The following is a 26,121-nucleotide window of genomic DNA, read 5'->3' as shown; positions in this document are numbered from 1 at the left end:
TGCCACAAGGTTGTGCTCAGTCGGTGATGTAGCGCACGCCAGGCTTGGCGCGTTCGTCCACCGTCAACTCGAAGACATCCGGCCGGGCGTAATGCCCCACCACGTCATAGTCGTACCGCGCGCGCACCAGCTCATCGGTATCAATGCGGGCCGTCAGCAGCCCGGCCTCTCCCAGCAACGGCCCGGCGAGAATGTCGCCCATCGGCCCGACAATCACACTGCCGCCCGCAATCAAAGGGCGGTCTGAAGGCCAGTTGGCCACCTCGATACCCAACGCCTCAGGCGAGGCCTGGACCTGGCACGCGCTGACCACAAAGCAACGCCCTTCATGCGCCACATGACGCATGCTCACCTGCCACATCTCACGCTCATCCACCGTCGGCGCGCACCACACTTCCACGCCCTTGGCATACATCGCCGTGCGCAGCAGAGGCATCATGTTTTCCCAACACACTGCGCCACCGATGCGGCCCACCGCTGTGTCGATCACTGGCAGCGTCGAGCCATCGCCCTTACCCCAGATCAGCCGTTCGGTACCGGTGGGCATCAGCTTGCGGTGCTTGGCCACCAGGCCGCCCGCCGGCTCGAAGTACAGCACGGTGCAATACAGGGTGCTGCCACTGCGCTCGATCACACCGAGCACCAGGCTGGCCCCGGTACGCGCCGACAGGCCGGCCAGCGCCTCGGTTTCCACACCTGGGACATCGATGGCATTGGCAACGTAACGGGCGAAGGCTTCGCGGCCTTCCGGCAGGCGGTAACCCAACTGTGTGCCGAACGCCTCGCCCTTGGGGTAGCCACCCAGCAGCGCTTCAGGCATCACCACCAATTGCGCGCCGCTGCGCAGGATCTGGTCCTCATAACTCAGGATTTGCGCCAGGGTTTCACCCTTGCCGCCGGGCAAGGAACCGATTTGCAGGGCTGCCACAGTAGAAACAGGCATCACGATCACTCCAAATAAAGGGGGGGTTGCCCATTCTCCCGCCAGCCTCGATCATGAATAAAGCCCACTTCAGTGCTGAATGATATGAGCCAGATGAATATCGCCCAGATCGATCTCAACCTGCTGAAAACCTTCGAAGCCCTGCACGACGAGTCCAGCGCCAGTCGCGCAGCCTTGCGCCTGGGCGTCACGCAATCGGCGATCAGCGCGGGGTTGCGGCGCTTGCGCGAGGTGTATGGGGATCAATTGTTCGTGCGTACCGGGCGCGGCCTGGCGCCGACGTTGCGGGCCAACCAGTTGAAACCGGTGATCAGTGAGGCGCTGGACCGCTGTCGGCAGAGCCTGGCAATGGTCAATCCGGATAACCAGCAGTATCAGGGCCGCTCGGTGGTGCTTGGGTTATCCGATGATTTCGAGCTGGCCTATGGCCGCCGTCTTATAGAGGCGATTGCACAGCGTGCACCCAAATTGCGGGTGATTTTCCGTCAGACCCACAGCCAGATCGTCGCCGGTGCCCTGCTCGACCGCACACTGGACCTGGCAATTACCGCCGGCGGTTTTGCCCAGGGCAGGCTGAGCCGCCAGGTGCTGGGGGAAGGTGATTATCGCTGCCTGGTGGATTCGGACCAGGCACACATCAGCCTGGACGAGTTCGTCACGCGCGAGCACATTCTGGTGTCGTCAGGCGGGTTTATCGGCATCACCGATGAAGGCCTGGCGGCGCAGGGCCTGAGCCGCCAGGTGTGCGCGTCGACCAGCCACTTTGCCGCGCTACCGTTTTTGCTCAAGGGCAGCCAAGCGGTAGCCACAATTCCGGGGCATGCGGCCCAGGCCATTGCAGAGATGACCGGCCTGCGCGTGTTGCCCTGCCCGCTGGTACTGCCGCGCTACCCGGTGGAGCTGGGCTGGCGTACCCAGGCGCAGCTTGATCCGTTGTTGCTGAAAGTGCGTGAAGCGATCGTGGCGAGCTTTACTTGTTGGCCGCCATCAGCTTGTTGACTTCGCTGCGCACCATGTTGGAGAACTCCGGCGGCGACATGCCGTCGAGCTCTGCGCGGACCCATTCGGCCCACTTGCCCTTGCGCTTGGCGCGCTCACCGAACAAGCGTGCGGCTTCGCCCTTGGCCTTGCCCAGGTTGGTTTGCCACAGGTCGTAGAGGCGGGACTTTTCATCTTCCAGCTCGGCGCGTTCGGCGAGGGTCTTGTTGGCGAGATTGAAGCTCATGTTGAATTACCTGCTGCACAAATAGGTGACATCTTACACTGTAGGTCGAAATTTCCTGATCCGGATTTTGCTCAAGAACAGGCAGCGGCAAAAAAACTGCAACTTTTGCCGCTGGCCGACACTCCATTGTTCACTGCCACATTCACTCGCAAGGAGTCACACAATGGCCCGCAAAACCGCTGCCCAAGCCGTCGAAGACCAAATCAAGGACCAAGCCTTCAGCGAACTGACCGCGCTGATCGAAGAATCGGACAAACTGCTCAAAAGCAGCGCCGCCCTGGTCGGCGAAGAAGGCGAAACCCTGCGTGAGCAGGTCGCCATCAAGCTCAAGCAAGCCCTGGACTCGGTGTCCAATGTGCGCGAACGCAGCAAGCCGGTGGTGGACGCCACCGAGACCTACATCGGTGGCCACCCATGGCAGACCGTGGCGATTTCCGCAGGTTTTGGCCTGGTGGTCGGCCTGCTGCTCGGTCGCCGCAACTAAGCAAGACGGGCTGCGCCAGCGGCGCAGCCCTGTTTAAAGTCCCGCGATCTCCCGCAAGTGTGCCAACTCTTTGCGATCGATTTCGATCCCCTGCTCCTGCGACTTCGCCCGTGTGCGATGGCGCCGATCCCCCGGTAAACGCCGCAACCCCACCGCATGCATCTGCCGCACCAGCTCCTGGCTGCGCTCGGCGAACGCTTGCCCGGCGGTCTTGCTCGGGTCGATCACGATCAACAGTTGGCCGGTCCAGGGTGTACGCGCCCCCGGATGATCGGCCCAATTGAATTCGAAGGAAAAATTGCCGCCGGTCAACGCCGCAGCCAGCAGTTCGACCATCATCGACAACGCCGACCCTTTGTGCCCGCCAAATGGCAGGAGTGCACCGCCTTCCAGGATCGCCTTGGGGTCCTGGGTCGGCTGGCCCAGGCTGTCGACGCCCATGCCCGGCGGCAGGCGCTCGCCTTTGCGCGCGGCGATCTGCACATCGCCATGGGCGATAGCGCTGGTGGCCAGGTCAAACACAATCGGCATGCCATCGGCGCGAGGTGCGGCAAAGGCGATGGGGTTGGTGCCGAACAACGGGCGGTCGGCGCCATGGGGCACCACGCAGGTCATGCTGTTGACCACGCTCAGGGCCACCAGGCCTTCTTCGGCGAACGGCTCGACATCCGGCCACAGGGCGGCGAAATGGTGGGAGTTGTGGATCGCCACCAGCGCAATGCCAGCACTGCGGGCTTTCTCCACCAACAGCGCGCGGGCGGCTTCGAGCGCCGGTTGCGCAAAGCCGTTGGCTGCGTCCACGCGAACAAACCCTGAGGCGACATCCGTGACCACCGGCACCGCCTTGCCATCCACCCAGCCGCTGGCCAGGGTGCTGAGGTAACCGGGAATACGGAACACCCCATGGCTATGGGCGCCATCGCGCTCGGCACAGGCGCAGTTGCGCGCCAGGATCGCGGCCACCTCGGGGGAGGTGCCATGGTTCACGAAGACCTGATGAAGCAACGCCACCAGTTCGGTAAAGCCGATGCGGGCCGTAGCCTGCTCATGGACCTGTGACATCTGAAGCTCCGATTTTATGATTGGAAGGGGCAACCAGCGTGAAATCCAGGCCCACGATTAAACAACGCGGCCCGCGCATGCTGTCAACGTCTGTTTGTGCATCAGCCCCCACCGCTGCACTTATTTACCGCCGAGCCCGAACCGGCCCTCCTTACCCTGAGGCCTTCATACAATGACGGTGAGTATGCAATGGCCCGGGTCACCCCTCCCTACTTCTTCGATGAATTCCTGCTGCCCATAAAACGAGACGAACCCACACCGCGAGAACGTGCGCTGGGGTTGACCGTCAAGGACCTGGACTGGCTGCATCGCCTGTATTACGCGACCGACCACGCACGCCGAAACCCGGTGCACCAGGAAGCGCCTATGGTCGTGGAAAGCCTGCTGCTGCAGATCAACCAGAAACCGGACATCCCCCTCGCCGGCGCGTTCATCATGAGCCCCAGCCCCGACGGGCAAAAGGCACTGCTCTATACGCCCTATGACGGCCTGGAAGTGTTCGACAGCCGCGCCGACGTGCTCACCGAGATCACCGAGCGCCTGAAGGACCGCTCACGCCGCGCCGACTTGCTGCGCTTGCTGTCGATTGCCCAGCGCGCAACCCTGGACGCTGCCAAAGCACCGACCGTGGCGGCACAGGCCATTGAAGGCCCGGTGATGCAACATCAGGAGCAGGCGATCCAGCACGCCCAATTGCACAACGTGCAGGGCATGCTCGACCAATTGCGTCGTATTCCCGGGCTGCCAACGATGCTCGACACGTCCCTGGCCGTCATGGCGCGCGCCTACTTCCCCAGCCTCGATCACCGCGATACACGCATGAACAGCTTTGCGCTCAGTGACATAGCGCCTACTGCCGACCCGCAATGGCTGGCCTCCGTGCCGTTGAGCGAGGCCTTGCTCCACTATTACTTGAAACAGTCCTGGCCCATCGGGCAGACGCGCACCTTTACCCATCCCAAACAGGTCACTTCGGGCTGGACGCCGACACAGGTGGCCCAGGACCAGCGTCGCTGGGAAAGCGTGGTGGAGCAGACAGCGGGAATCCTGTCGAAGCTGCTCGGCAGCTTGTTGCAGACCTACTGGAACGAAGACATCAAGGACGGCCACTCCCGCCTGGAGCTAGTGGCCCAGACCCTCAGCGACACGTTCCGTGCCGAGCTGCTGCTCAAGCGCCAACAAGGCATCCTGAGCGCCGAAGACAGCCAGCAGTTGCTGGCCATGTTTCTCCCGGACGCGGCAGCGCGCACCGCCCATGCCGAGAACCTGCGCGTCGAAAAGATCCGCGTCAGCGCGCCCTCCCAGCACTATGTCGACCTGGCTGGCACACTGATGATCAGCAATAGCCACGCCTACCTGTACACCCAGACCCGCGGCTTGCAGGTGCTCAAGAACATGGAGGATCTGAACGCCACCTTGATCAGCATGCTCAAGGCCAGCGGGCATGAGGACGAGTTACTCAATTTCCTGTCCCTGGATGAACGCAATGTGCTGCTCGGCCTTGACCCGCTGCAGATCATCGGGGTGCCCATCAACGGCGACATCTTTACCGAACTGGCCAAAGACATTGCGGCCAAGCAACTGAGCAACATGGAATACGCCCTGGGCCTGTACCGTCGCAGCGACGGCCAGGTAAACCTGGAAGCGCTGCTGGACTGTGCCCTGGATGTACGCGGCCTGATCGACCATCGCCTGCACACGCTGGACGCCGGCGGGCGCTGGAGCCTGCACCCCATCACCAGCAGCAATGGACGCCCGTCCACGGTGCAGGCCGAACGCGCCAAACAACAATGGCAGCAGTTGAACACAGTTGAACAGGCACTGGCCTCGGACCGTGCGGCGCATCCGACACTCAGACGGTTGGCAGCCCATGCGCTGAATGCGGAGCTGGATAAACACCAACTTCCGTTGATGGCCGACGAGGTGAATATCAATACCTACGCGACCGCCGCACAACAGCGCGAAGAACGTGCTCCTCTGCGCTCATTGAATATGGTCGAGCACTTCATCGAGCGCCTGGCGCATGAAGCCGTTTCGGTCCCCGAATCGACCACTGTCGGGTTCTACAGCGCACCTCGCAGCGGTATCGCTAAACAGTTGAACAGCCTGACCACGACAACCTTCAACACAATCATCGACAGCGCGATGGTGACATTCGCCAACCATGATGTACGCCCACTCCCGCAGATGTTCCTCAACAGTCATCGCGCTCACCTGCGGCACGCCCTGATGCTCGGGCTGCGCAGCGAGGCAGAACTGCGCCGGTTGGACAACACCCTCAGGCAGCGCGGCCAGGAAATGCTCGACACCGTATTGCGCACCGACAGCCTGACGCGGGTGAAGCGCCACGCCTTGAATGGCTTCCTGCCGGACGCCTACGGGTTGACGCTGATGGTTGACGCCGCTTCACCCGCGCAGCCGTTGGCCAACTGCCTGGTGCTGACCGAACGCGGCGGCACCGACCCGCAGCGCTCCGGCCAGGCGGTGCTGTGGACGCCCCGCCGCGGTCATGAAGTGTTCAACTCCATACAGCACCTGCGCGAAACCTTGCAAAAACGCCTGCAAGACCCCATCCAACGCCTGCCCTTCCTGGAAAACCTGCCGAATCGCCTGCGCACGCCGCACCAGGCCTACACCCTCGGCCCACTGCAACGTATCGACGACGACCTGCTGGACAACCGCCTGCAAAGCCATACCGAAACCCTCACCGATAACGTCGATACGGTGCTGGCGATGAACCTGGGGGCGCGGCGCCTGCAGGACTATCTGGACGTGGTGATGCAGCAGGCCGTGCCCACCAACCTGCCCAGGGCCATGCAACTGGCACGGGCCATGGCCAACCAGCAGGCACTCCCCGTATGGCTGGGGATGGCGGCGCCCGATGAGCAGATCCTGCACGCCGAATTGCTCGAGCAATATCGCGTCAGTGCACCGGATGAACAGGATTACCTGCACGGAATCACACCACTGAACGAGCAGGTCAGCGCTGCATTGGTCACGCTGCTGGAAGCACGTTTCCCAGGCCTGGGACTGCACCCCGACAACATCCTGGTCCCGATCCGCAAGGCGCTGAACGGCAACACCCAGAGCCTGACCGACTTTGCCCAGCGTCACCTGCCCGACCTGCAGGCCGATGAAATCCACCCACGCTCGCGCACCGCGACACCCTTGCCCGCGACGCTGGACGGCACAGCGGTGGTACAACTGGTGCAGCAGTTGGACCTCAAATCGGTGTATCAGACGTGGCTGACCACCCACCTGCTGGCCACGGACAAAGACGCACAAACACGCCGGCAACGCTACTGCCGGCAGATGCCCTGGCAGTTGCTGCAATACGCCCATGAGGAAAAACTCGAAGAACGGATTTCCGCCACGGCCTGGGGGTTTATCCAGCAGGTCTTCGACATGCCCGACGCGGTCGCCCGTGCGCAAGTCAGTGGCGTGACAGCGTGCATTCGCCCCTTGCAACTGGTTGCCACAGCCGGCGCGTCAGTGGCCGACGTGCAGGGTGTCTACCTGATCGGGCCGCAGGCCAATGCCACAGGCCCCTGGGTGTTATACGCGCCCTACAGCCCGCACCATGTACTGCGCGAGTACGCTCGGGAAGAAGACTTGCTGAGTGAACTCACCACCCCAGGGCACTTGCAGGAATGGGTTCTCCAACAGTTGGACCCACCCCACCAGGCCACCTATCGAAACCTGCTGGCGCAGCATCGGCGCGACACGGCGGACATTCGGTTGGGGTCTGCTCCCATCCTGGGCAATATTCTCATGCGCCTGTTCAAGGACAACGTCGTACTGCTGACGAAAATGCTCGCCTGTCAATTCGACAAGCAAGGCGCGGCGCAATGGGGAGTGGTCGGTCGCCTGCTGCACAAGGGTGTTCCGAATGCGCTGACCTTCATGGCCGGCAAGCTCGCGTACCCATTGGTGGTGTGGCGCAGCTACAAGCTGTTCAAGGCCTCGAGTGAACACTTGCAACAACATCGCTGGGGCGAGGCACTCAGGACCTTTGTCGGCGGCGTGGCCGAATTGGCGTCCTTGCGCAAGGCGCTCAACCGGCTGTACCCGGACAGTGAACCTGCGACCACCTTTGATGACAATGACTGGACGCAGGCCTCTGCGACTACCACCCTCGCCACGCTGGATATCACCGCCCCGCAGCGCACCCACCTGCAGGCGTTCGAACAACACGAAGTCGCCCTGACGGACCTGAGGCACGACCCCAAGACCCAGGTCTATCACCATGTGGACACTGGCCGGGACTACGTGCCGGTGGCAGGCAAAGTCTACCCGGCGCGAAACGCCGGTACCCACTGGCGTATCCACCGCGATGAAGAGTCAGGGCCTGGGCTGGCGCTTACGCCGTCCAATCAATGGGTGCTGGATTTGCGAAACCGTGATCCTCGTTTCGGCAAATCGATGTCGCGGTTTGCCGGCCGGGCCGCGACTCGCATAGGGGAATGGGGCTCGATCAATATCGAAGCGGTCGGCATGACGCAGATCGCCGCACTGTCCAGTTGGAAAGCCCAGTGCATCAACGAGGCGCTCAACGTCGCCACGTACTACACGGTGACCTGCAAACGCAACATCCTCAACTTCGCGCTCACGCGCGACCCGCTGAGCCGGTTGGGCCGCTTTTTTACCGAGCTGTTCGGGGTTCATGCCTTGACGCCCGATCACGTCGGCAAAGTGGAAACACGGATCGATGAGGTGTTGAACGAACTGGTGAACCCCACGTTGATCAATCCTGACTCGATACGCTTTGTCACGGGGACCGCGCGCTACAGCCCGGAACACCTGATTGCCTTCACCCTGCCCAACGACATCGACAAAAAAATCTATTTGCTCGACCGTTTTTTTGCCCCCGATCTGGACATGTACCAGAACCGCTTGAATGCCCCTTTCAACATCATGGCCCACGCACGCGCCACGACCTTGATCCACGAGTTGACCCACTTGGTGTCTGACTCTGAAGACTTGGCCTACCTGGACAGCATGCGGCCGTTTACCGACCTGATCAATGTGCAATCCCCGCGTGGCAGGCAACTCCATGCCGAACTGGATCACTTGCGCTTGAACGCCCTGTCTACCCAGACACCCGGCGTCATCTTGTTCAAGGTCTGGGACGATTACGCGCAGCAATTCGAAGAACTGGGCAGGCGCCACGCCTCCCGGACCGCACGCACCCGGGTGTTGAACATCACCGGCGCGAAGACACTCGACGATGCGCGCCAGGTATTCATGAGTGACGACAGCAAACGCATCAACATCATCCTGGCCAACGCCGATTCAATCGCCTACATGATCACTCACCTGGGTCGAGAACTGGACCCGGGAGCCTGAAGCCCCCGGGTGGACATCAGTCTTTCTGATCGCGAATGACGTTGCCCGAAGCCCCGTCTATGCGGGCTTCGTACACCACGCCATCCGACTTGCGACCCTTGACCTCCCAGTAGCCGTTATCATCGGCTTCGGCGGCATAAACCTCTACATAACCGGCCTTGGTCTTGGCCACCTCAATGGCTTTTTCAATGGTGATCCAACCGGCGCCCGGGCGGTCGGCCATGGCGGCGCCGGCGCTGAGCAATGCGGAGGTTGCACACAGGGCGATTAATGTTTTCTTCAGCATTTTCGTACTCCATTGGTGGTAATGACTGACACGTGTCCTGAAATTTTTAGGCGCATCCAAACGAGAATAAGTTCCAATTGATGTGCAATCGCCATGATGGCTGTTCTCGCCGTCCCTCCCAGGAGGTTAGAATGTGCGAAATCAGGACGAGTTAATGAGCGAAAAAGCCCTTTCAGAAGCCGAATATGACGCCATCACCGACGCCGCCGCGCATTGGTGCATGCGCCTGCATGCGAGCGATTGCACGCCCGGCGAACGTCAGGCCTTTGCCCAGTGGCATGATTCGCACCCCCTGCACGCCTTCGAGTACGCGGCGATGCTGGAGATCTGGGACGTCGCCGACCACCTGCCGCGCAGCGACACAGCGCCGGTGGTGGTGCCATTCAAACCGCGCAGCCGTTTGCGCACCTATGCGGTGGCAGCGGCCATCTGCCTGGCCGCCCTGCCCCTCGCCGCCTTTACCGGCTGGCAAGCCGGTTGGCTGCCGAGTTCCTATGAGCGCTACGATGCTGCCAGCGGCCTGCGCCAAGTGACGCTCGGCGACGGCAGCCAGGTGGAACTCAACCTGGGCACCGAGCTGGTCTACAGCAACTACAAAGACCAGCGCCGCGTCACCCTGAACAAAGGCGAGGCGTTCTTCAAGGTCAGCCATGACAGTGCGCACCCGTTTGTCGTGCACGCCGGCGCGGGCCAGGTGCGCGTGACGGGTACCCAGTTCAACGTCTGGAAATATGAAGACCAGGTGCGGGTGATGCTGCTTGAAGGCTCGGTGCAGATCAGCAGCGACCCAGTGCACGGCAGCGTCCCCCTCACCCCTGGCATGCAGGCCAGCTATCAACAGGGCGATGCCACGCCCCGTGTGCAGGCGATCAGCCCCAACGACACAGCACTGGCCTGGCGCCAGGGCAAGCTGATCCTCGACAACCTGGCCCTGGCCGATGCGTTGCCACTGATCAACCGCTACCTCAGCAAACCGGCGATGCTGGCCGACGCCAACACCGGGGCGATTCGCATCGGTGGCATCTACAACATCAACGAGGTCAGCAACCTCATCCCCTCCCTGCCCAAGGTTTTGCCGGTCTACCTGACCCAGAACCAGGACGGCAATCCCGTCCTCAATTCCATTCCGCGTAAAGCCCCCAAAGGCTGAGCCTGTTGCGTCGTGCTTTTGGCTTCGTTGCGGCCGCACTGTCCATTTTTTTTACACACACCGTCCCTGGATCGCCCGTGCACAGCGGATTCATCGTTTCGTCATGCACGGTGTTACGGCGCTGATACAACGGGGTGAAGCGGTTGTGCAGTGGATGGATAGCCGGGCCTTCGAGGGCGGTTGTCTCACGGCTGATACAGCAAGGCCATCATTATGCCTTGCAGTTATCGCAAGCCTTTGAAAAACAGTAATAAATCAAAAGCGGCACGGGTTCTGCTCTTTCCCTGACAACGCTGTTTAGGGTCAGCGTGAAGAATAAGGAATGCCGCCGTGATCACACTCACTCAAGGTTCGATGAACGTACTGCTGGCCAGCTGTGTACTCAGCGCCAGTATCAGTCTTCCAGCCCTGGCAGGTGATGGTGTGATCGTGACGGGCCGCGACGTACAGGGTCATATGTATGGTCGCTCCTCCTTTGGCCCGGATCCTTACCCCCAGACCGCCAACGCCAATCCCAGCCGAGAAATCAACAGCGCCCTGTCGGGCGAGTTGAGCGACCGTGACTTCGGCGGCGTCAGCAGTGGCCTGGGCATCACTCGCACCGCCCTCCAGCCCAACAGCAACCTCACCGGCTTGAGTGCCACGCAAAACGGCATGTCCACGCTGGGCGCAGGCGCAGCAGCCAGCCGCTCGGGCGGCAGCGGCAGCATGGGTGGGCAGATCAGCGATTCGATTCAGCGCGGCATGGCGCCCCTGAACAATTTGGGCGGCATGCTGGGGGGCAAACCATGAAACGCTCCCTGTTCATTCTGGCCCTGCTGGGCAGCGCCGTGGCGATGGCCGACAACAACGCCGTGATCAACAACAGCGGCAAGGACTACACCGGCAACCTGATGATCAACCAGGCGGCGGGCAACCAGCAGCAAACAGCGAACAACCGCGCTGTCACGCTGGGCGGCCAGGCCACCACCGGCAATATCCAGAGGATGGACGGCAAGGTCGATCCTGCCCTGAACGCCAAGGCGGCGATCGAGGGTACTTCTTTTACCAATGGCAACGGCATGTTGGGCGTCAACCAGTCCGCCGGGGCCAATAACCAATTAGTCAATGCCGTGCGGATCAGCGTCAATCCTGGCCCGCAAGCCATCGACGACAGCGTCCTGTTGCAACAGAACACGACGACGCTGGCAACCGACTCAGGGCTCACCCCCACCACTGGCAGCCGCCAGGTCGTGACAAGCGACCAGGCCTTCACCGGCAGCCGAGGAGTGATACAGGTGAACCAGAGTGCCGGGGTGGGGAACCGAGTGGCTAACACCCTGGGCATCACTATCAAGTAACAGCTTGGTAGCACTAGCTAGACCGTACCAACACTTAACCAACTAATTAGAAGCAAGGAGAAACACCATGAAACCTCAAATGGCTCTGAAACCAATGGTTTTCGCGCTCGCCGCACTCATGGCTGCTGCAGCTCAAGCAGGTGGCGGTGGCTGGCATCCAGCGCCTCAACCAACTGGCGTGGTTGCCTCTGTCGTGACCGATGTGCAAAACAGCATTGGCAACAAATACGACGACACCAAGACCGAAAACAACGCCTCTGCCGATAATTCGGTAAACGGCAACAGCGGTAACGCCGGCGTCAACATTCAGGCCGGCAGTGGCAACCAGGCCGATAACTCTGGCGCCATCTCCAGCGCCAAAGGCGACTTTGCAACTGTGTTCGCTGTGGTCGATGTGAATCAAAACAGCGCACTGAACAACTTCGTCAACAAAGGCACCCAGAACAACGCCTCCCTGGATAACTCCGTGAACCGTAACTCCGGCAACGTGGGTTACAACGGTCAAGCCGGTCAAGGCAACCAGGGTAAAAACAACCTGGCAATCACCACGGCTGATGGCAAAAACATCGCAGCGGCTGCCAATACCGAACAAAACTCGCTCGCCAACAACTACCTCAATACCGCCGCTACCGGGTACGGCCATCACGGCGGCAAACCTCAATATGTGTCGAACAACGCCAGTGCCGATAACTCGATCAACAACAACTCCGGCAACATCGGTGTGAACCTGCAATCCGGCGCTGGCAACCAAGGCAGCAACAGCCTGTCTGTAGGCCAAGGCTGCAGCGTTTGCAGCAGCGGCGTGCGCTTCTGATCCAACGGGGCCTTGGCAACAAGGCCCTTTTTTATTCCAGTGTCCATTAGGTCAGACGATCATGCGCCTCGCGACCCTCACCCTCTTGATGCTGCTCACCGGCCCGACCTGGGCAGGCACCATGGCGATTTCCGCCATGCCTGGCGGTGCAGTCATCTACAAGAAGGTCGAGAGCATCCGCGAACGCCGCTTCGCCAACCTGGTGGAACAGAAAACCGATTTCAGCTGCGGTGCCGCGGCACTCGCCACCATCCTGCGCCAGGGCTATTGGCTCGACGTCGACGAAGACCACGTGATCAAAGGCATGCTGGTCAATGCAGACCAGGACCTGGTTCGCACCCAGGGTTTTTCCATGCTGGACATGAAGCGCTACCTCGAAAGCATCGGCATGCGGGCCCGGGGCTACAAGATTTCGCCGGACACCCTGGTGACCGTGAAAATCCCCGTGGTGGTGCTGCTGGAGATTCGTGGCTACAAGCACTTCGTGGTGTTGCAGCGCGCCGACAAGGACTGGGTCTATATCGGCGACCCGGTGCTGGGCCACAAGCGCTATTCGCGCGACGACTTCGTCAAGGGTTGGAACGGCATCGTGTTCGCCGTGCTGGGTGAAGGCTACGACAAGGCCAATGCCTTGCTCGACCCGCCCACACCGCTCACCGCGAAGAACCAGCTGGACAAATTCCATCCTGTAAAAGATGCCGAGCTGATGGATTTCGGTTTCATCCAGAGCGACTTCTTCTAAGAAGCGCAATAAGGGGCAGGACGCTCCAGGAGCAGCAGATGAACACTTCCCGTTGGCTGACGGTCTTGTGTCTGGCAGCCTCAATGCCCGCTTATGCTTCATCGGCATTCAAGCCGATCGAACTCAAGGATTCGGAAATGGCCGAGTTGCGCGGCCGTTATGTGATGCCGGGGCGGATCATCAGCTTCGGTATTGTCATGAGCAGCACCTGGACCAATGCCGTGGGCGACACCCTCACCGGCAAGGCCAGCATGCAAGTCGACTCATCGACCATTACGCCACAGTTCTACGTGCAGACCACCGGTTCGACCGGGAATGGCACCAACCCGAGCACCGGCACCGGTAACGTCACCGGAGGCGCCGGCCTGGGCACCGGCACAGGCGTGACCCAGAGCGTGCGCGCTGCCGGCGACAAAAACACCGCCTACAACAATGTCGGGATCAACGTCACTGAAAACGGCTTTGCGCCTTCCAATGCCGCGCAATCGGGGCAGGTGCTGGTGGCCGGCGGTACTGTCACCGGCGACAGCGCGGCAGGCCGGGTGAGCGTCTCGGCCAACAATGGCGGCTTGCAGATGGCGATCCAGGCCAATCATAACCAAGGCAACAGCCTCCAGCAGATTGGTGGCGGCCAGGTGCTGCAAGGCACGGTACTGACCGGCAACAACAACTTCGTCAACAACATGACCCAGCTCAACGTGGTAATGAATAACGGATTGAACAACCCCGCGTTGAACTGCAACCTGGATCAACTCAAAGGCCTACGCACTCTCGGTTATTGAACTACGCTGACCCTCGACACTTTCGCATTAGAAAAGGACGGCTTATTTCATGCATCGATCGTTATCGCTACGTGCGGTGGTCTGTTTAAGTACGCTCTTGCCCGCATCCATGTTGTATGCCGCGCCAGACGCCGATATCGAGACCCTCAAACAGGAACTTCTGGAGCTCAAGCAGCGGTACGAAGTGCAGCAAAAAGCCCTGGCGGTGTTGGAGCAACGGGTGCGCCAGGTCGAGGACACGCCGGCGACGCCAGCACCCAAACGCCTGGCCAAATCCCCGGCGGACTTTCAGAAAGCCAGCGGTGCCACGGTGGCTGGCACGGGAGCGGCAGCGGCATCCGGCGGTGCAGGCGGCGGCAGTTCCTATGGGCAGTCGCTCAAGGACGATTCAGCGCCTGCGCAAAGCGTGAGCAACCTCTATAACGAGGCCAGCGGCTTCTTCGGTAACGGCAAATTCAGCTTTGAAACCGGGATCACGTATGCGCGTTACGATGCGCGCCAGCTCACGCTCAACGGCTTCCTGGCGCTGGACTCGATCTTCCTGGGTAATATCAACCTGGACCGAATCAAGTCGGACAACTGGACCCTGGACCTGACGGGGCGTTACAACGTCGATAACCGTTGGCAGTTCGATGTGAACGTGCCGGTGGTTTACCGCGAGTCGACTTATCAGTCCGGCGGCGCCGGCAACAACGCCAACGCCACCTCGGAAGAATCCGTGAGCCGTGACCCGACCATCGGCGACGTCAACTTCGGGGTGGCCTACAAGTTCCTAGACGAAACCCCCACCCTGCCGGATGCGGTGGTGTCGCTGCGCGTCAAGGCGCCAACGGGTAAAGAACCGTTTGGCATCAAGCTGGTCAGGTCAACCGCCAACGACAACCTGTATGTGCCGGAAAACCTGCCCACCGGTAATGGTGTCTGGTCGGTTACGCCAGGTATCTCGCTGGTCAAGACCTTCGACCCTGCGGTGCTGTTCGGCTCGTTCTCCTACACCCACAACTTTCAAGAGTCGTTTGACGACATCAGCAGCGACGTCAACCAGAAAGTCGGCGGCAAGGTCAGCCTGGGCGACAGCTTCCAACTCGGTGTGGGCGTGGCGTTCGCCCTGAACGAGAAGATGAGTATGTCGTTCTCGGTCTCCGACCTGGTGCAACGCAAGAGCAAGCTCAAGCCTAACGGTGGTGACTGGCAGTCGGTGGTGTCCAGCGATGCCAACGCCGGTTACTTCAACGTGGGCATGACCATTGCGGCGTCGGATAACCTGACGATCGTGCCGAACCTGGCGATCGGGATGACGGATGATGCGCCGGACTTTACGTTTAGCTTGAAGTTTCCGTATTACTTTTAGGGAGAGCCGGGGGGGCTGCTTCGCAGCCCAACGCGGGGCAAGCCCGCTCGCCACAACAAGCCCGCTCGCTACAGCACACAAGGAAAAGCCCCGCAACGATAAGGGTCGTTGCGGGGCTTTTCGGTTTACCCGCCCTAGCGGATCTGGTGTTTGTGCAGCAACCGGTAGAACGTCGGCCGGGAAACCCCCAGCACACGGGCCGCGACACTCAGGTTGTCGCTGTGCCGGTCGAGCACATCGCACAGCGCCTGGCGTTCGGCGCGGTGCTTGTAGTCTTCCAGTGTAGCCATCGGCGGCGAAACTGCCTGTTCAGCCTGCAATCCCAGATCAACGGCCTCGATCTGGCGCCCTTCAGCCAGCACCAGGCCACGGCGCACGCGGTTGGCCAGCTCGCGCACATTGCCCGGCCAGGCGTGCTTCGCCATGGCCACCAGGGCGCTCTCGCTGAAACTGCGCGGGCGGCGACCCGTCTCCTGGCTGTAAAAGCGCGAAAAGTGGTTGGCCAGCATCGCCACGTCACCATGACGCTCACGCAACGGCGCCGTCACCACTTGCAGGACGTTGAGCCGGTAATACAAGTCTTCGCGAAAAGCGCCCCTTTCGACTGCGGCCTCCAGGTCGACGTGGGTCGCGGCCAACACCCGCACATCCACGGGAATGGGCTGGCTGCCGCCGACGCGCTCGATCTGTTTTTCTTGAAGGAAGCGCAGCAGGTTGGCTTGCAGCTCCATCGGCAAATCGCCGATCTCATCCAGGAACAGCGTGCCGCCGTGAGCCGCTTCAATGCGCCCGACCTTGCGCTGATGGGCGCCGGTAAACGCGCCCTTTTCATGGCCGAACAACTCGGATTGGATCAGGTGTTCCGGGATCGCCCCGCAGTTGATCGCAACAAAGGGCTTGGCATGCCGCTGGGATTGACGATGCAACGTCTTGGCCACCAGCTCTTTACCCGTGCCGCTGTCACCACGGATCAACACCGGTGATTCGGTGGGCGCCAGCTTTGATAGTAGTTTGCGCAGCTCACGGATTGCCCGGCTGTCACCCAGCAGCTCATGCTCCGGCTCATCCACCAGGGTGTGGCCCTTGCCGCGCAGGCGCGCCATGCCGAAGGCACGGCCCAGGGTGACCTGCACCCGGGCCACGTCGAAGGGCAAGGTGTGGAAGTCGAAAAACCACTCGCAGACAAAATCACCCACGTTCTGCAGGCGCAGTACATCCGGGCTGAGGACGGCAATCCACTCGGTGCCGCTGCGGCCGATCAACTCCTTGACCGCTTCGGGGCGCTCCAAGTGGGAGGGTTGCAAGCGTAACAGGCCAACATCGCAGGACCGCTCGCCAACCGCCTCCAATGGGCAACTGTCGACCGCCCAGCCGGCCGTGCGCAAACCGGGCAGCAGGTCGTGGCAATCGTCACAGGGATCAACCACTAGCAACCGACGTTGAACGGGGGGCACACCCATGACTGTTCCTTGGCGTCAAAATTGTTAAAGTTATTTAGAAACAACGGTTTGTGACGCCTGCGGCTAACACTAGCAAGGTCTTGACGCACCGCTTGTACCGTTTCGCTATAAGTCGGGGCAAAAAGCCACTTCTGCGCGCCTTTGCCGAAAAGTTGGGCTATGCCGAAACTTTCATTCAGCTTTCAAAACAGCCGCTTACATGACGTCAATCACTAAAAGTTTAAAATAGTTGCTCTAACATGTGACCCGTACCCCGCCATCGTGCATCAGTACAAGTAACCCGCCGCACGGTCAGCCCAACCGCCGGCAATCACTTGAATGGGCATTTAGAGAGACGACCCACATGAACGCCCCGCTCCGCATCAACGAAGCTCTTTTGATCGCAGACCGTGCTTTCCAACCCTTTCAGTGCGTGGCCTGGCATGACGGCAATGGCGCCCTGAGCCTGAGCGTCATCGACCGCACCAATACCCGTATCGGCAGCCGGCAACTGGATGCGCGCACTTATTCCAACCCCGCACAACTTGAAGACTTGCTGTTGCAGGCGCGTGCCGAGTTGGACAAGAGCGGCTATCAGTTGCAAGCCTGGGCCATGCCGAAGTAACTCAGCGCACCGTTGAGCTGACGTCTTCGCTAAAGAACACCGTTTCGGCAACTTCGTGATCAATGTTCGAGCGCAGAACATTGATCAGAAGTTCCCGGTTAGAGGCGTAGTCCTTTAACTTCGCGTAGCCGATGTTGCGCTCGGCATAGCGTTTGAGGTGTCCACGGATAAAGTGGTAATCGATATCCGTGCAGCGACCGGCTCGTGGACTTTTCACGCACCTCGAACTCCAGAATCAACAGACGTACCATCACCCGCAAGGCAACCTCCTGACATGAAGGCCATGCGGCAAAGTCAACGCCCCGAGGTGTGGGGCGCAGAATTCAGCGTCCATTGTTGGCGTACTGCATTGCCTTATCGCTGTAACTGTCTAGCGTATGTTGCAGCCGGCCAGGATAAACCGCTCGATCGCCTCGGCGGCGCCATCCTCGAGGTTACTGCCAGTGACCACACTGGCTTGACGCTTGACGGTTTCCTCCGCCTGCCCCATGGCAATCGACAACCCGGCCACTTCAAACATCGCCGGGTCATTGCCACCATCGCCGATCGCCGCGGTTTGCTCCAGTGGTATGCCCAGGTGTGCAGCCAGGGTCTTCAGGGCTTCACCCTTGTTGGCCAACATCGCCGTCACATCCAGATAAACCGGTTGTGAGCGCGACACGTGTGCCAGCCCCTGTACCTTGGGTTGCAACTGCGCTTCCAGCTCGACCAGCCGCTGGGTGTTGTTGCTCGCCGCGACGATCTTGTCGATCCGATCCAGGTAGGGCTCGAAACTCTCCACCACCACCGGCCCGTAGCCGAGGCCATCAGCTTCGCGCTGCACCATCGGCCCGGGCGGATGGCGACGCAGCCAGTCACCGTCGGCAAACACCCACACTTCCACGTCCGGCTCGCCTGAAAACAGCGCCAGGGTGACCAGCGCCGCTTCCGCCGGCAAATGGTGGGCAACCAGGATGCTGCCATCCGGGTTGATCAGCGTACCGCCGTTGAAGCCCGCCACCGGCACATCGATACCGAACGTTTCGATCAGATGCAGCATGGCCTTGGGCGGACGCCCGCTGGCCAGGCTGAAAAACACCCCGGCGTCACGCAGCGCACGCACCGCGTCGGCGGTGCGCTGGCTGAGGTGGTGGTCCGGGTGCAGCAAGGTGCCGTCCACGTCACTGAGGATAAAACGGATGGGGTGAATCGCTGCATCACTCATCCGAGGCTGTGCCACGTGCGGCCATCACGGGCCAGCAACGCGTCGGCGGCAGCCGGGCCGTCTTCACCGGCCTTGTAGGCCTGGATGCCGTCGTCTTCCTTCCACGCATCCAGGAAGGGCTGCACCGCACGCCAGCCGTTCTCGATGTTGTCGGCACGCTGGAACAAGGTCTGGTCGCCGGTCATGCAGTCGTAGATCAGGGTTTCGTACCCGGTCGACGGCTGCATTTCGAAGAAGTCCTTGTAGGCAAAACCCAACTGGATATTGGCCATGTCCAGGGTCGGCCCGGGCTTTTTCGCCAGCAAATCGAACCACATGCCTTCATTCGGCTGGATCTGGATTTTAAGGTAGGTGGGCTTGAGCTCGTCGACCTCGGTGTCACGGAATTGTGCATAAGGTGCTGGCTTGAAGCAGATCACGATTTCGGTGTCGCGCACGCTCATGCGCTTGCCGGTGCGCAGGTAGAACGGCACGCCGACCCAGCGCCAGTTGTCGATCATTACCTTCAGGGCGACGAAGGTCTCGGTGCTGCTGTCAGGCGCTACGTTGGGTTCTTCACGGTAGCCCGGCAGTGATTTGCCACCGATTTCACCGGCGGTGTACTGCCCGCGTACCGAATTGGCCCGCGCATCCTCCAGGGACCAGGGCCGCACGGCACCGATCACCTTGGCTTTTTCACCACGTACGGCGTCGGCACCAAAGGCTGCGGGCGGCTCCATGGCCACCATCGCCAGCAACTGGAACAGGTGGTTGGGCACCATGTCGCGCAGGGTGCCGGTTTTTTCGAAGAAATTGCCCCGGGTTTCAACGCCGACGGTCTCGGCGGCGGTGATTTGCACGTGGTCGATGTAATGGTTGTTCCAGAACGCCTCGAACAGCACGTTGGAGAAACGGCTGATCAGGATGTTCTGCACCGTTTCCTTGCCCAGGTAATGGTCAATACGGTAGATCTGCTTCTCGCTCATCACCTTGAGCAGGCTGGCGTTCAGCGCCTCGGCGGTGGCCAGGTCGGAGCCGAAGGGCTTCTCGATGACCACGCGCCGGAAGCTGTCGTCGGTTTCCGTCAGCAGGCCGGCACTGCCCAGGCGTTGCACCACTTCACTGAAGAAACGCGGCGCGGTGGCCAGGTAGAACACCGCGTTGCCGGTGCCACTGTCGGCAACCTTCTGGCCGATGTCGGCGTAGGTGCTGTCGTCGAGGAAGTCGCCCTCGACGTAGCTGATGCCCTTGGCCAGTTGCGCCCACAACGCTGGGTCGAGAGCGTTATCGGCATTGCCCTTGACCTTGCTCGCCGCTTCGGTGCGGATGAAGTCTTCGAGTTTCTTGGCGAAGTCGGCGTCGCTGATCGCATTGTGATCCACGCCGACAATGCGCAAGCCATCGCCCAGCAGGCCATCACGGCTGAGGTTGTACAGCGCCGGCATCAGCAGGCGCTTGACAAGATCACCATGGGCACCAAACAGAAACAGGGTGGTGGGCGGAGCGGGTTCGGCCTTGGGTTTCTTGCCGGTGGCGGTCATTTTTTGGAAGTCTCCACGTGACCACCAAAGCCGAAGCGCATGGCAGAGAGCATTTTGTCACCGTAAGTGCTCTGCTGGCGCGAACGGAAGCGGGCGAACAGCGAAGTGGACAGTACTGGCACCGGCACGGCTTGTTCCAAGGCGGCTTCGATGGTCCAGCGGCCTTCGCCACTGTCGGCCACCGAGCCTGAGTAGCCGTCGAGCTTCGGGTCGGTGGCCAGGGCGTCGGCGGTCAGGTCCAGCAGCCAGGACGAGACCACACTGCCACGGCGCCAGACTTCGGCGATGTCAGCGACGTTGAGGTCGAAACGCTGGTCTTCGGGCAGGTTTTCCGAATTCTTGGTCTTGAGGATGTCGAACCCTTCGGCAAACGCCTGCATCATCCCGTACTCGATGCCATTGTGGATCATCTTCACGAAGTGCCCGGAACCGGCAGGGCCTGCGTGGATGTAACCCTGCTCGGCACGCGGGTCGGCGCTGGCGGAACGGTCCTTGGTACGCGGGATATTGCCAAGGCCCGGGGCCAGGCTCTTGAAGATAGGGTCAAGGCGCTGCACGGTCTCGGCGTCGCCACCGATCATCATGCAATAGCCGCGCTCCAGGCCCCAGACGCCGCCTGAGGTGCCGACGTCGACATAGTGCAGGCCCTTTGCCGCCAGGGCCTTGGCCCGGCGCACGTCGTCCTTATAGTTGGTGTTGCCACCGTCGATGATTGCATCACCGTCTTCCAGCAGCGTACTCAATTCGTTGATGGTGTCTTCGGTGGGCGCGCCCGCCGGCAACATGACCCACACGGTGCGTGGCTTTTGCAGCCCGGAAACCAGGGCCTTGAGGTCGGAAACGCCGGTGGCGCCCTCTTCGCTCAGGCCTTTTACAAATGCTTCGTTACGGTCGTAAACAACGGTGGTATGCCCATTGAGCATCAGGCGCCGTGCAATATTCCCGCCCATGCGGCCTAGTCCGATAATCCCCAGTTGCATGTGCTGATGCTCCTAACTACTAAAAAATGTGTGACATAGTTTATAGCGCAATGCGGCTAATGAGGGTTAGTCCAGCGCGGATACCGCTAGTTTCATGGAAAAAAGTTGCCATCGTTTCAGCATCACGGCACAAAAAGTCACACGACCATCAAAAATAAAAAAGTTCCATTGCCTGCAAAAAGAATTCAGAATTGCCCTGACTGCTGCCGAGAACCTCGACTCAAGCGTTCTGGCAAACCGCGACACACCGGCTATTTGCGAGGTAAGCAATGAGCACTGCACAGATGACACGTCCGCCACAGACCCTCTACGTCACTATCCGTCGCGAAGAGTTGCGCCAGTTGAAAGACGAGCGCGAACAGCTGCAGCAGGAAGTCCTGCGCCTGCGTGCCCATATCATCCAGGCCCAATTGGACCAGCCCGCCGGTGCACAACCCGCGCTCTGCTGAGCCCCGTCATCGCTTTGTAAGATAACCGCTACAAAAATCTCACAAAGTTTTCACATGCCTCTCCCGATACTCCAGCCCCCAAGGGCCACCCCATGCAAGGGTGGCTTCTGTTGCGTGCAGCACTGCGCGTCAACTGAAACATCAACGGGTTGGAGCGCTGGATGGCGATGTTCAAACGCAGCACCACGTCTGCGAAAGGCTTTGATTGGGCCGGCCTTGGCTGGCTGTTCCTGTTTTTCTGGTACTTCTCGGGCATTACCCAACTGCTGATCCAGTTGACTGGGACTTCCGGTTTCAGTGGTTTTCGCCAAGCCTTCTTCATGAGTGCACTGTGGCTTGCGCCCATGCTGCTGTTCCCCCGCCGTACACGACTGCTCGCCGCCTTGATCGGCGTGGTGCTGTGGGCGTGTTCCATGGCCAGCCTGGGTTATTTCTTCATCTACCAGCAGGAATTCTCCCAAAGCGTCATCTTCATCATGTTCGAGTCGAACATCTCGGAAGCCGGCGAATACGCCACCCAGTATTTTGCCTGGTGGATCGTGTTGGCGTTCATCGCCCATACCGCCTTCGCCGTCTTCCTGTGGACGCGGCTGCGCCCGGTCTACCTGCCTCGCGGCCAGTCGATGCTGGCGGCGGCAGCGATTGTGCTGGCGGTGGTGGGTTATCCGCTGGTCAAGCAGATCGCCACCAGCGACAACATGGAACAGGCCATCGATCGCTTTGAAACCCGTATCGAACCGGCCGTGCCGTGGCAGATGATCGTCGCCTACCGCCGCTACACCGAGCAACTGGACAACATGCAAGGCATGCTCCACAGCGCCAGCCAGATCCCGCCCCTGACCAACCTCAAGGACACCATGGCCGGCCAACCGTCGACCCTGGTGCTGGTGATCGGCGAGTCCACCAACCGCCAGCGCATGAGCCTCTACGGCTACCCGCGCAACACCACGCCGGAGCTGGACAAACTGCGTGACCAACTGGCGGTGTTCGACAACGTCATCACCCCGCGCCCCTACACCATCGAGGCGTTGCAACAGGTGCTGACCTTCGCCGACGAAGAAAACCCCGACCTGTACCTGAAGACGCCATCCATCGTCAGCGTGATGAAACAGGCGGGCTACAAGACCTACTGGATCACCAACCAGCAGACCATGACCAAGCGCAACACCATGCTCACGACCTTTTCCGAACAGGCCGACGAGCAGGTGTACCTGAACAACAACCGCAACCAGAACGCCCGCCAATACGATGGCGACGTGCTGGCGCCGTTTTCCAAGGCCCTGGCCGATCCGGCCGAGCGCAAGTTCATCGTGGTGCATTTGCTGGGTACCCACATGAGCTACCAGTACCGCTACCCGCCAACCTTCGACAAATTCACCGACCGCCAGGGCGTGCCGGCGGGCATCAGCGACGACCAGTTACCCACCTACAACAGCTACGACAATGCGGTGCTGTACAACGACTTCGTGGTGTCGAGCCTGATCAAGGACTACGCCAAGACCGATCCCAACGGCTTCCTGCTGTACCTGTCGGACCATGGCGAAGATGTCTTCGACTCGATTGGCCACACCACCCTGGGACGTAACGAAGGCAAGCCGACAGCGCCGATGTACACCATTCCGTTCATGGCCTATGCCTCACCGAAATGGCGCGAAACCCACGACTGGAGCTTCGCCGGTGACTTGCAACGGCCCTACTCCAGCTCGCAGTTGATTCACACCTGGGCTGATCTGGCCGGTCTTAGCTTCAATGAACTGGACCGTACAAAAAGCCTGGTGAGTGACAGCTTCACACCGCGCCCGCGGATGATTGGCAACCCTTACGAGCGCCAACAAAAGCCCCTGATCGACTTCAGCCTGATCAAGCCGAAAAAGGCCAACCCGACCGACGTGGTGCTGCAGGAAAAACCGGCCTTGTAACAGAAAGATAACAATCATTCTCGTTTAAGCCTAAAGTTCCCCCTGTCCTTTCGTCTTTGAACCAAGGCCTTTTCCGACCGGAAAGGCCGCAAAGACGACAAGGAGTCTTCCGCGATGTTCGCGCCTTTCACCCGTTCCATGACGCTCACCCTCGGCCTCTTCAGCGTGGGCGCAAGCCCCGACCTGCTGGCTGAAACCGACCCCGAACACCAAGCCCTCGAGCTGCGGGCCACCAGCATCACCGCCGAGGGCCTGGGCGCCACCACCGAGCACACCGGGGCCTACACCACCGGCTCGATGAGCACAGCCACACGGCTGAACCTGTCGGTTAAAGAAACCCCACAATCGATCTCGGTGATCACTCGCCAGCAGATGGATGATTTCAATCTCAATACATTGACCGAAGTGCTACGCCAGACCACCGGGGTCAACGTCCAGCACAACGACTCCGACCGTGTGTCCTATTCCTCCCGTGGCTACGGCATCAACAACTTCCAGATTGACGGGATGCTCAACACCTTCGGCTACATGAAGTCCGATTCCGACACCATCATCTACGACCGCATCGAGGTGGTTCGCGGCGCTACCGGCTTGACCACTGGTGCGGGTGACCCCTCGGCCACGGTCAATATGGTGCGCAAGCGCCCCACCGCCCAGTGGCAGGCGAAAACCGGGGTGAGCGGTGGCAGCCATGACAACTACTACAGCTTCGTGGATGTCGGCGGCCCGTTGGCGTACGACGGCAAGCTGCGCGGGCGTACAGTGCTGGCCTATCGCGACAGCAAATCGTTCCGTGACAACTACGCGCTGCAGCGGGCAGTCGGCTACGGCATCCTTGAAGGCGACCTGTCGGACGACACCGTGCTGGCGGTCGGTTTTGATTACCAGGACAAAAAGGTACAGGGCACATCCTGGGGCACTGTGCCCTACTGGAACAGCCAGGGCGGCAAGGCTGGGTTGTCGCGCTCCACCAATATGGCAGCGCACTGGAGCTCCTGGCCGCTGACCGACAAGACCACCTTTGCCAGCCTCGATCACCGCCTGAATGGCGACTGGCACTTGAAGGCGGCCTACACCCATCGCCAGAGCGACACGGACGGCAAGGTCTACTACGGCGGTGCGGGGTTCCCCAACGACGACCGCAGCGGCATGACCGCCTGGGCCAGCCATATGCGCGGCACGTCGAGAATGGAGGCGATTGACCTGAACCTGGCTGGCAGCTATGCGCTGCTGGGCCGTGAACATGAACTGATGATGGGTTATGGCGAGGCCACGCAGCGGGACGTCTCGCCCGTGATGCGCAGCAGCATCCCCGGCGGCTACTACAGCATCGAAGACTGGAAATACATGGGCGGGATCGGCAAGTTCACCGACACCGTGACCGAGCTCAAGGGTGAGCACAGCAGCAAGCAACAGAAAGCTGGCTACCTGGCCACGCGCCTGAGCCTTACAGAGCGCCTGCATGCGGTACTCGGCAGCCGTTATGGCAGCTGGGAGCTGGAAAGCGCGGCGCCTGAATACACGGCCAATGACCAATTGCTCAGGGCCAACAAGACCCGCCAGACCCACAACGATATGTGGACGCCCTACGCCGGGCTGCTCTACGACATCACGCCGGAGTACACCGTCTACGCCAGCTACACCGACATCTTCAAGCCGCAGAGCCTCAAGGACGTCAACGAGAAGTACCTGGAGCCCGTGGTGGGCAGCAACTATGAAGTCGGGCTCAAGGGCAGCTTGCTGCAGGAGCGCTTGAACGTAGCGGCCGCCTATTTCTGGAGCAAGCAGGACAACGTCGCCGAACGGGACTACTCCGTACTGCCGAACCCCAAAACGGGCGAGGAGTACTACAAGTCAGGCGGCAAGGGTAACAAGGTGAGCGGTTTCGAGCTGGAGGTGGCCGGCGAAGTGATGCCGGACTGGAATCTCACGGCCGGCTACACCTATACCCACTCATTGAATGGCACGCACAAACGCAACAACACCGGCCAGCCGCTGAACCTGCTGAAGGTCTCCAGTGCCTACCGTTTACCCGGTGCATGGCGCAACCTGACGGTCGGCGGTGCCGTGAACTGGCAGAGCGATATCTACGAATTCAGCAACCGGCCAACGGGGGCTCGTGACAGCAAGGGCAACCGGATCACCACACGGGCAAAGATCACTCAGCAGGCCTACAGCGTGGTCAACCTGATGTCCCGCTATCAGTTCGATGAACATGTTACGGCGTCGTTAAACGTCAACAATCTATTTGATAAAAAGTATTACGAGCGCGTTGGTTTTTATAACGGCGTGTATTGGGGCGACCCACGCTCGATCACCTTGGCATTGGACTGGAAGATGTAGGACCTTTTAACCAAAAGTTAACGAAATTGTTAGCTTTTGGTTTTTTTGGCGTTAATTCCTACTTAATAAACTCCCTCCACACTCGCCCCATGAATCTGATCAAGGACAGAGCGGATA

General features: G+C 60.5%; 23 protein-coding genes. 14 read left to right on the top strand and 9 right to left on the bottom strand.

Annotation, left to right across the window (positions count from 1 at the left end; genetic code table 11):
* Positions 1 to 16 precede the first annotated feature (16 nt).
* A complete protein-coding gene (locus tag NL123_RS13955) occupies positions 17 to 943 on the bottom strand; it encodes a carbon-nitrogen hydrolase family protein (RefSeq protein ID WP_248481929.1) in 927 nt (308 codons plus the stop codon).
* Positions 944 to 1,027: 84 nt separating this feature from the next.
* Between NL123_RS13955 and NL123_RS13950 the strand changes: the two genes are divergently transcribed.
* Positions 1,028 to 1,942, top strand: a complete 915-nt coding sequence (locus tag NL123_RS13950) for a LysR family transcriptional regulator (protein WP_248481931.1) — start codon at positions 1,028 to 1,030, stop codon at positions 1,940 to 1,942.
* On the opposite strand, the gene NL123_RS13945 is transcribed toward NL123_RS13950, so the two are convergent.
* Positions 1,914 to 2,168: a hypothetical protein gene (locus tag NL123_RS13945; RefSeq protein WP_058424873.1), complete on the bottom strand. Its 255-nt coding sequence runs from the start codon at positions 2,166 to 2,168 to the stop codon at positions 1,914 to 1,916. The two genes, NL123_RS13950 and NL123_RS13945, sit on opposite strands and share 29 nt — an antisense overlap.
* 163 nt (positions 2,169 to 2,331) lie before the next feature.
* Here NL123_RS13945 and NL123_RS13940 point away from each other — a divergent pair, with 163 nt between their 5' ends.
* The gene (locus NL123_RS13940) at positions 2,332 to 2,652 is read left to right on the top strand and encodes an ElaB/YgaM/YqjD family protein (RefSeq protein ID WP_032887039.1); all 321 of its coding nucleotides are present in this window, start codon (positions 2,332 to 2,334) and stop codon (positions 2,650 to 2,652) included.
* 33 nt (positions 2,653 to 2,685) lie between these two features.
* Here NL123_RS13940 and NL123_RS13935 read toward each other — a convergent pair whose 3' ends face one another.
* Positions 2,686 to 3,714 (bottom strand): Ldh family oxidoreductase, encoded by a 1,029-nt coding sequence (locus NL123_RS13935; RefSeq protein WP_494358032.1) that lies wholly within the window; start codon positions 3,712 to 3,714, stop codon positions 2,686 to 2,688.
* Between the two features lie 189 nt (positions 3,715 to 3,903).
* On the opposite strand from NL123_RS13935, the gene NL123_RS13930 reads away from it, so the two are divergent.
* Complete coding sequence (locus tag NL123_RS13930; RefSeq protein WP_494358031.1) at positions 3,904 to 9,060, top strand: dermonecrotic toxin domain-containing protein; 5,157 nt, start codon at positions 3,904 to 3,906, stop codon at positions 9,058 to 9,060.
* 16 nt (positions 9,061 to 9,076) lie between these two features.
* Here NL123_RS13930 and NL123_RS13925 read toward each other — a convergent pair whose 3' ends face one another.
* Positions 9,077 to 9,346: a PepSY domain-containing protein gene (locus NL123_RS13925; protein WP_058424876.1), complete on the bottom strand. Its 270-nt coding sequence runs from the start codon at positions 9,344 to 9,346 to the stop codon at positions 9,077 to 9,079.
* Positions 9,347 to 9,500: 154 nt separating this feature from the next.
* On the opposite strand from NL123_RS13925, the gene NL123_RS13920 reads away from it, so the two are divergent.
* The 7 genes from NL123_RS13920 to fapF all read left to right on the top strand — a co-directional run bounded on the left by NL123_RS13920 (position 9,501) and on the right by fapF (position 15,525).
* Positions 9,501 to 10,496, top strand: a complete 996-nt coding sequence (locus tag NL123_RS13920; protein WP_494358030.1) for a FecR family protein — start codon at positions 9,501 to 9,503, stop codon at positions 10,494 to 10,496.
* Between the two features lie 330 nt (positions 10,497 to 10,826).
* Entirely contained in the window at positions 10,827 to 11,288 is a 462-nt protein-coding gene (fapA, locus tag NL123_RS13915) for a fibril amyloid chaperone protein FapA (RefSeq protein WP_058424878.1), read from the top strand.
* A complete protein-coding gene (gene fapB, locus NL123_RS13910; protein WP_248481940.1) occupies positions 11,285 to 11,836 on the top strand; it encodes a fibril amyloid subunit FapB in 552 nt (183 codons plus the stop codon). The genes fapA and fapB overlap by 4 nt, the downstream gene beginning before the upstream one ends.
* A gap of 67 nt (positions 11,837 to 11,903) precedes the next feature.
* Positions 11,904 to 12,650 (top strand): amyloid-like fimbrin subunit FapC, encoded by a 747-nt coding sequence (gene fapC / locus NL123_RS13905; RefSeq protein ID WP_494358029.1) that lies wholly within the window; start codon positions 11,904 to 11,906, stop codon positions 12,648 to 12,650.
* A gap of 61 nt (positions 12,651 to 12,711) precedes the next feature.
* Entirely contained in the window at positions 12,712 to 13,392 is a 681-nt protein-coding gene (fapD, locus tag NL123_RS13900) for a fibril amyloid maturation endopeptidase FapD (protein WP_494358028.1), read from the top strand.
* A gap of 38 nt (positions 13,393 to 13,430) precedes the next feature.
* Complete coding sequence (gene fapE / locus NL123_RS13895) at positions 13,431 to 14,174, top strand: fibril amyloid subunit FapE (protein ID WP_058424882.1); 744 nt, start codon at positions 13,431 to 13,433, stop codon at positions 14,172 to 14,174.
* A gap of 49 nt (positions 14,175 to 14,223) precedes the next feature.
* Complete coding sequence (gene fapF, locus NL123_RS13890) at positions 14,224 to 15,525, top strand: fibril amyloid transporter FapF (protein ID WP_494358027.1); 1,302 nt, start codon at positions 14,224 to 14,226, stop codon at positions 15,523 to 15,525.
* Between the two features lie 134 nt (positions 15,526 to 15,659).
* Here the strand turns inward: fapF and NL123_RS13885 are convergent, their stop codons facing one another.
* Complete coding sequence (locus NL123_RS13885; RefSeq protein WP_248481944.1) at positions 15,660 to 16,985, bottom strand: sigma-54 dependent transcriptional regulator; 1,326 nt, start codon at positions 16,983 to 16,985, stop codon at positions 15,660 to 15,662.
* Between the two features lie 343 nt (positions 16,986 to 17,328).
* On the opposite strand from NL123_RS13885, the gene NL123_RS13880 reads away from it, so the two are divergent.
* Positions 17,329 to 17,589 (top strand): hypothetical protein, encoded by a 261-nt coding sequence (locus tag NL123_RS13880; RefSeq protein ID WP_058424885.1) that lies wholly within the window; start codon positions 17,329 to 17,331, stop codon positions 17,587 to 17,589.
* 1 nt (position 17,590) lies between these two features.
* Here NL123_RS13880 and NL123_RS13875 read toward each other — a convergent pair whose 3' ends face one another.
* From NL123_RS13875 to gnd, 4 genes are all read right to left on the bottom strand, one after another.
* Entirely contained in the window at positions 17,591 to 17,806 is a 216-nt protein-coding gene (locus NL123_RS13875) for a hypothetical protein (protein ID WP_248481945.1), read from the bottom strand.
* A 153-nt stretch (positions 17,807 to 17,959) separates the two neighbouring features.
* Positions 17,960 to 18,793: an HAD family hydrolase gene (locus tag NL123_RS13870; RefSeq protein WP_248481946.1), complete on the bottom strand. Its 834-nt coding sequence runs from the start codon at positions 18,791 to 18,793 to the stop codon at positions 17,960 to 17,962.
* Positions 18,790 to 20,313, bottom strand: a complete 1,524-nt coding sequence (gene zwf / locus NL123_RS13865; RefSeq protein ID WP_494358026.1) for a glucose-6-phosphate dehydrogenase — start codon at positions 20,311 to 20,313, stop codon at positions 18,790 to 18,792. Before zwf ends, NL123_RS13870 begins: the two co-directional genes overlap by 4 nt.
* On the bottom strand, positions 20,310 to 21,293 hold the full coding sequence (gnd, locus tag NL123_RS13860) for a phosphogluconate dehydrogenase (NAD(+)-dependent, decarboxylating) (RefSeq protein WP_248481948.1): 984 nt from the start codon (positions 21,291 to 21,293) through the stop codon (positions 20,310 to 20,312). Before gnd ends, zwf begins: the two co-directional genes overlap by 4 nt.
* Before the next feature lie 284 nt (positions 21,294 to 21,577).
* Here gnd and NL123_RS13855 point away from each other — a divergent pair, with 284 nt between their 5' ends.
* From NL123_RS13855 to NL123_RS13845, 3 genes are all read left to right on the top strand, one after another.
* The gene (locus NL123_RS13855; protein WP_494358025.1) at positions 21,578 to 21,742 is read left to right on the top strand and encodes a DUF6026 family protein; all 165 of its coding nucleotides are present in this window, start codon (positions 21,578 to 21,580) and stop codon (positions 21,740 to 21,742) included.
* Positions 21,743 to 21,903: 161 nt separating this feature from the next.
* Positions 21,904 to 23,661 carry a phosphoethanolamine transferase CptA gene (locus NL123_RS13850; protein ID WP_494358024.1) on the top strand — a complete coding sequence of 586 codons (1,758 nt, stop codon included), beginning with the start codon at positions 21,904 to 21,906 and terminating at the stop codon, positions 23,659 to 23,661.
* Positions 23,662 to 23,775: 114 nt separating this feature from the next.
* On the top strand, positions 23,776 to 26,004 hold the full coding sequence (locus tag NL123_RS13845; RefSeq protein ID WP_494358023.1) for a TonB-dependent siderophore receptor: 2,229 nt from the start codon (positions 23,776 to 23,778) through the stop codon (positions 26,002 to 26,004).
* Positions 26,005 to 26,121 lie beyond the last annotated feature (117 nt).

The sequence above is a fragment of the Pseudomonas sp. FBCC-B1565 genome (assembly GCF_059133265.1).
This window is presented reverse-complemented; position numbering and strand designations above follow the sequence as displayed.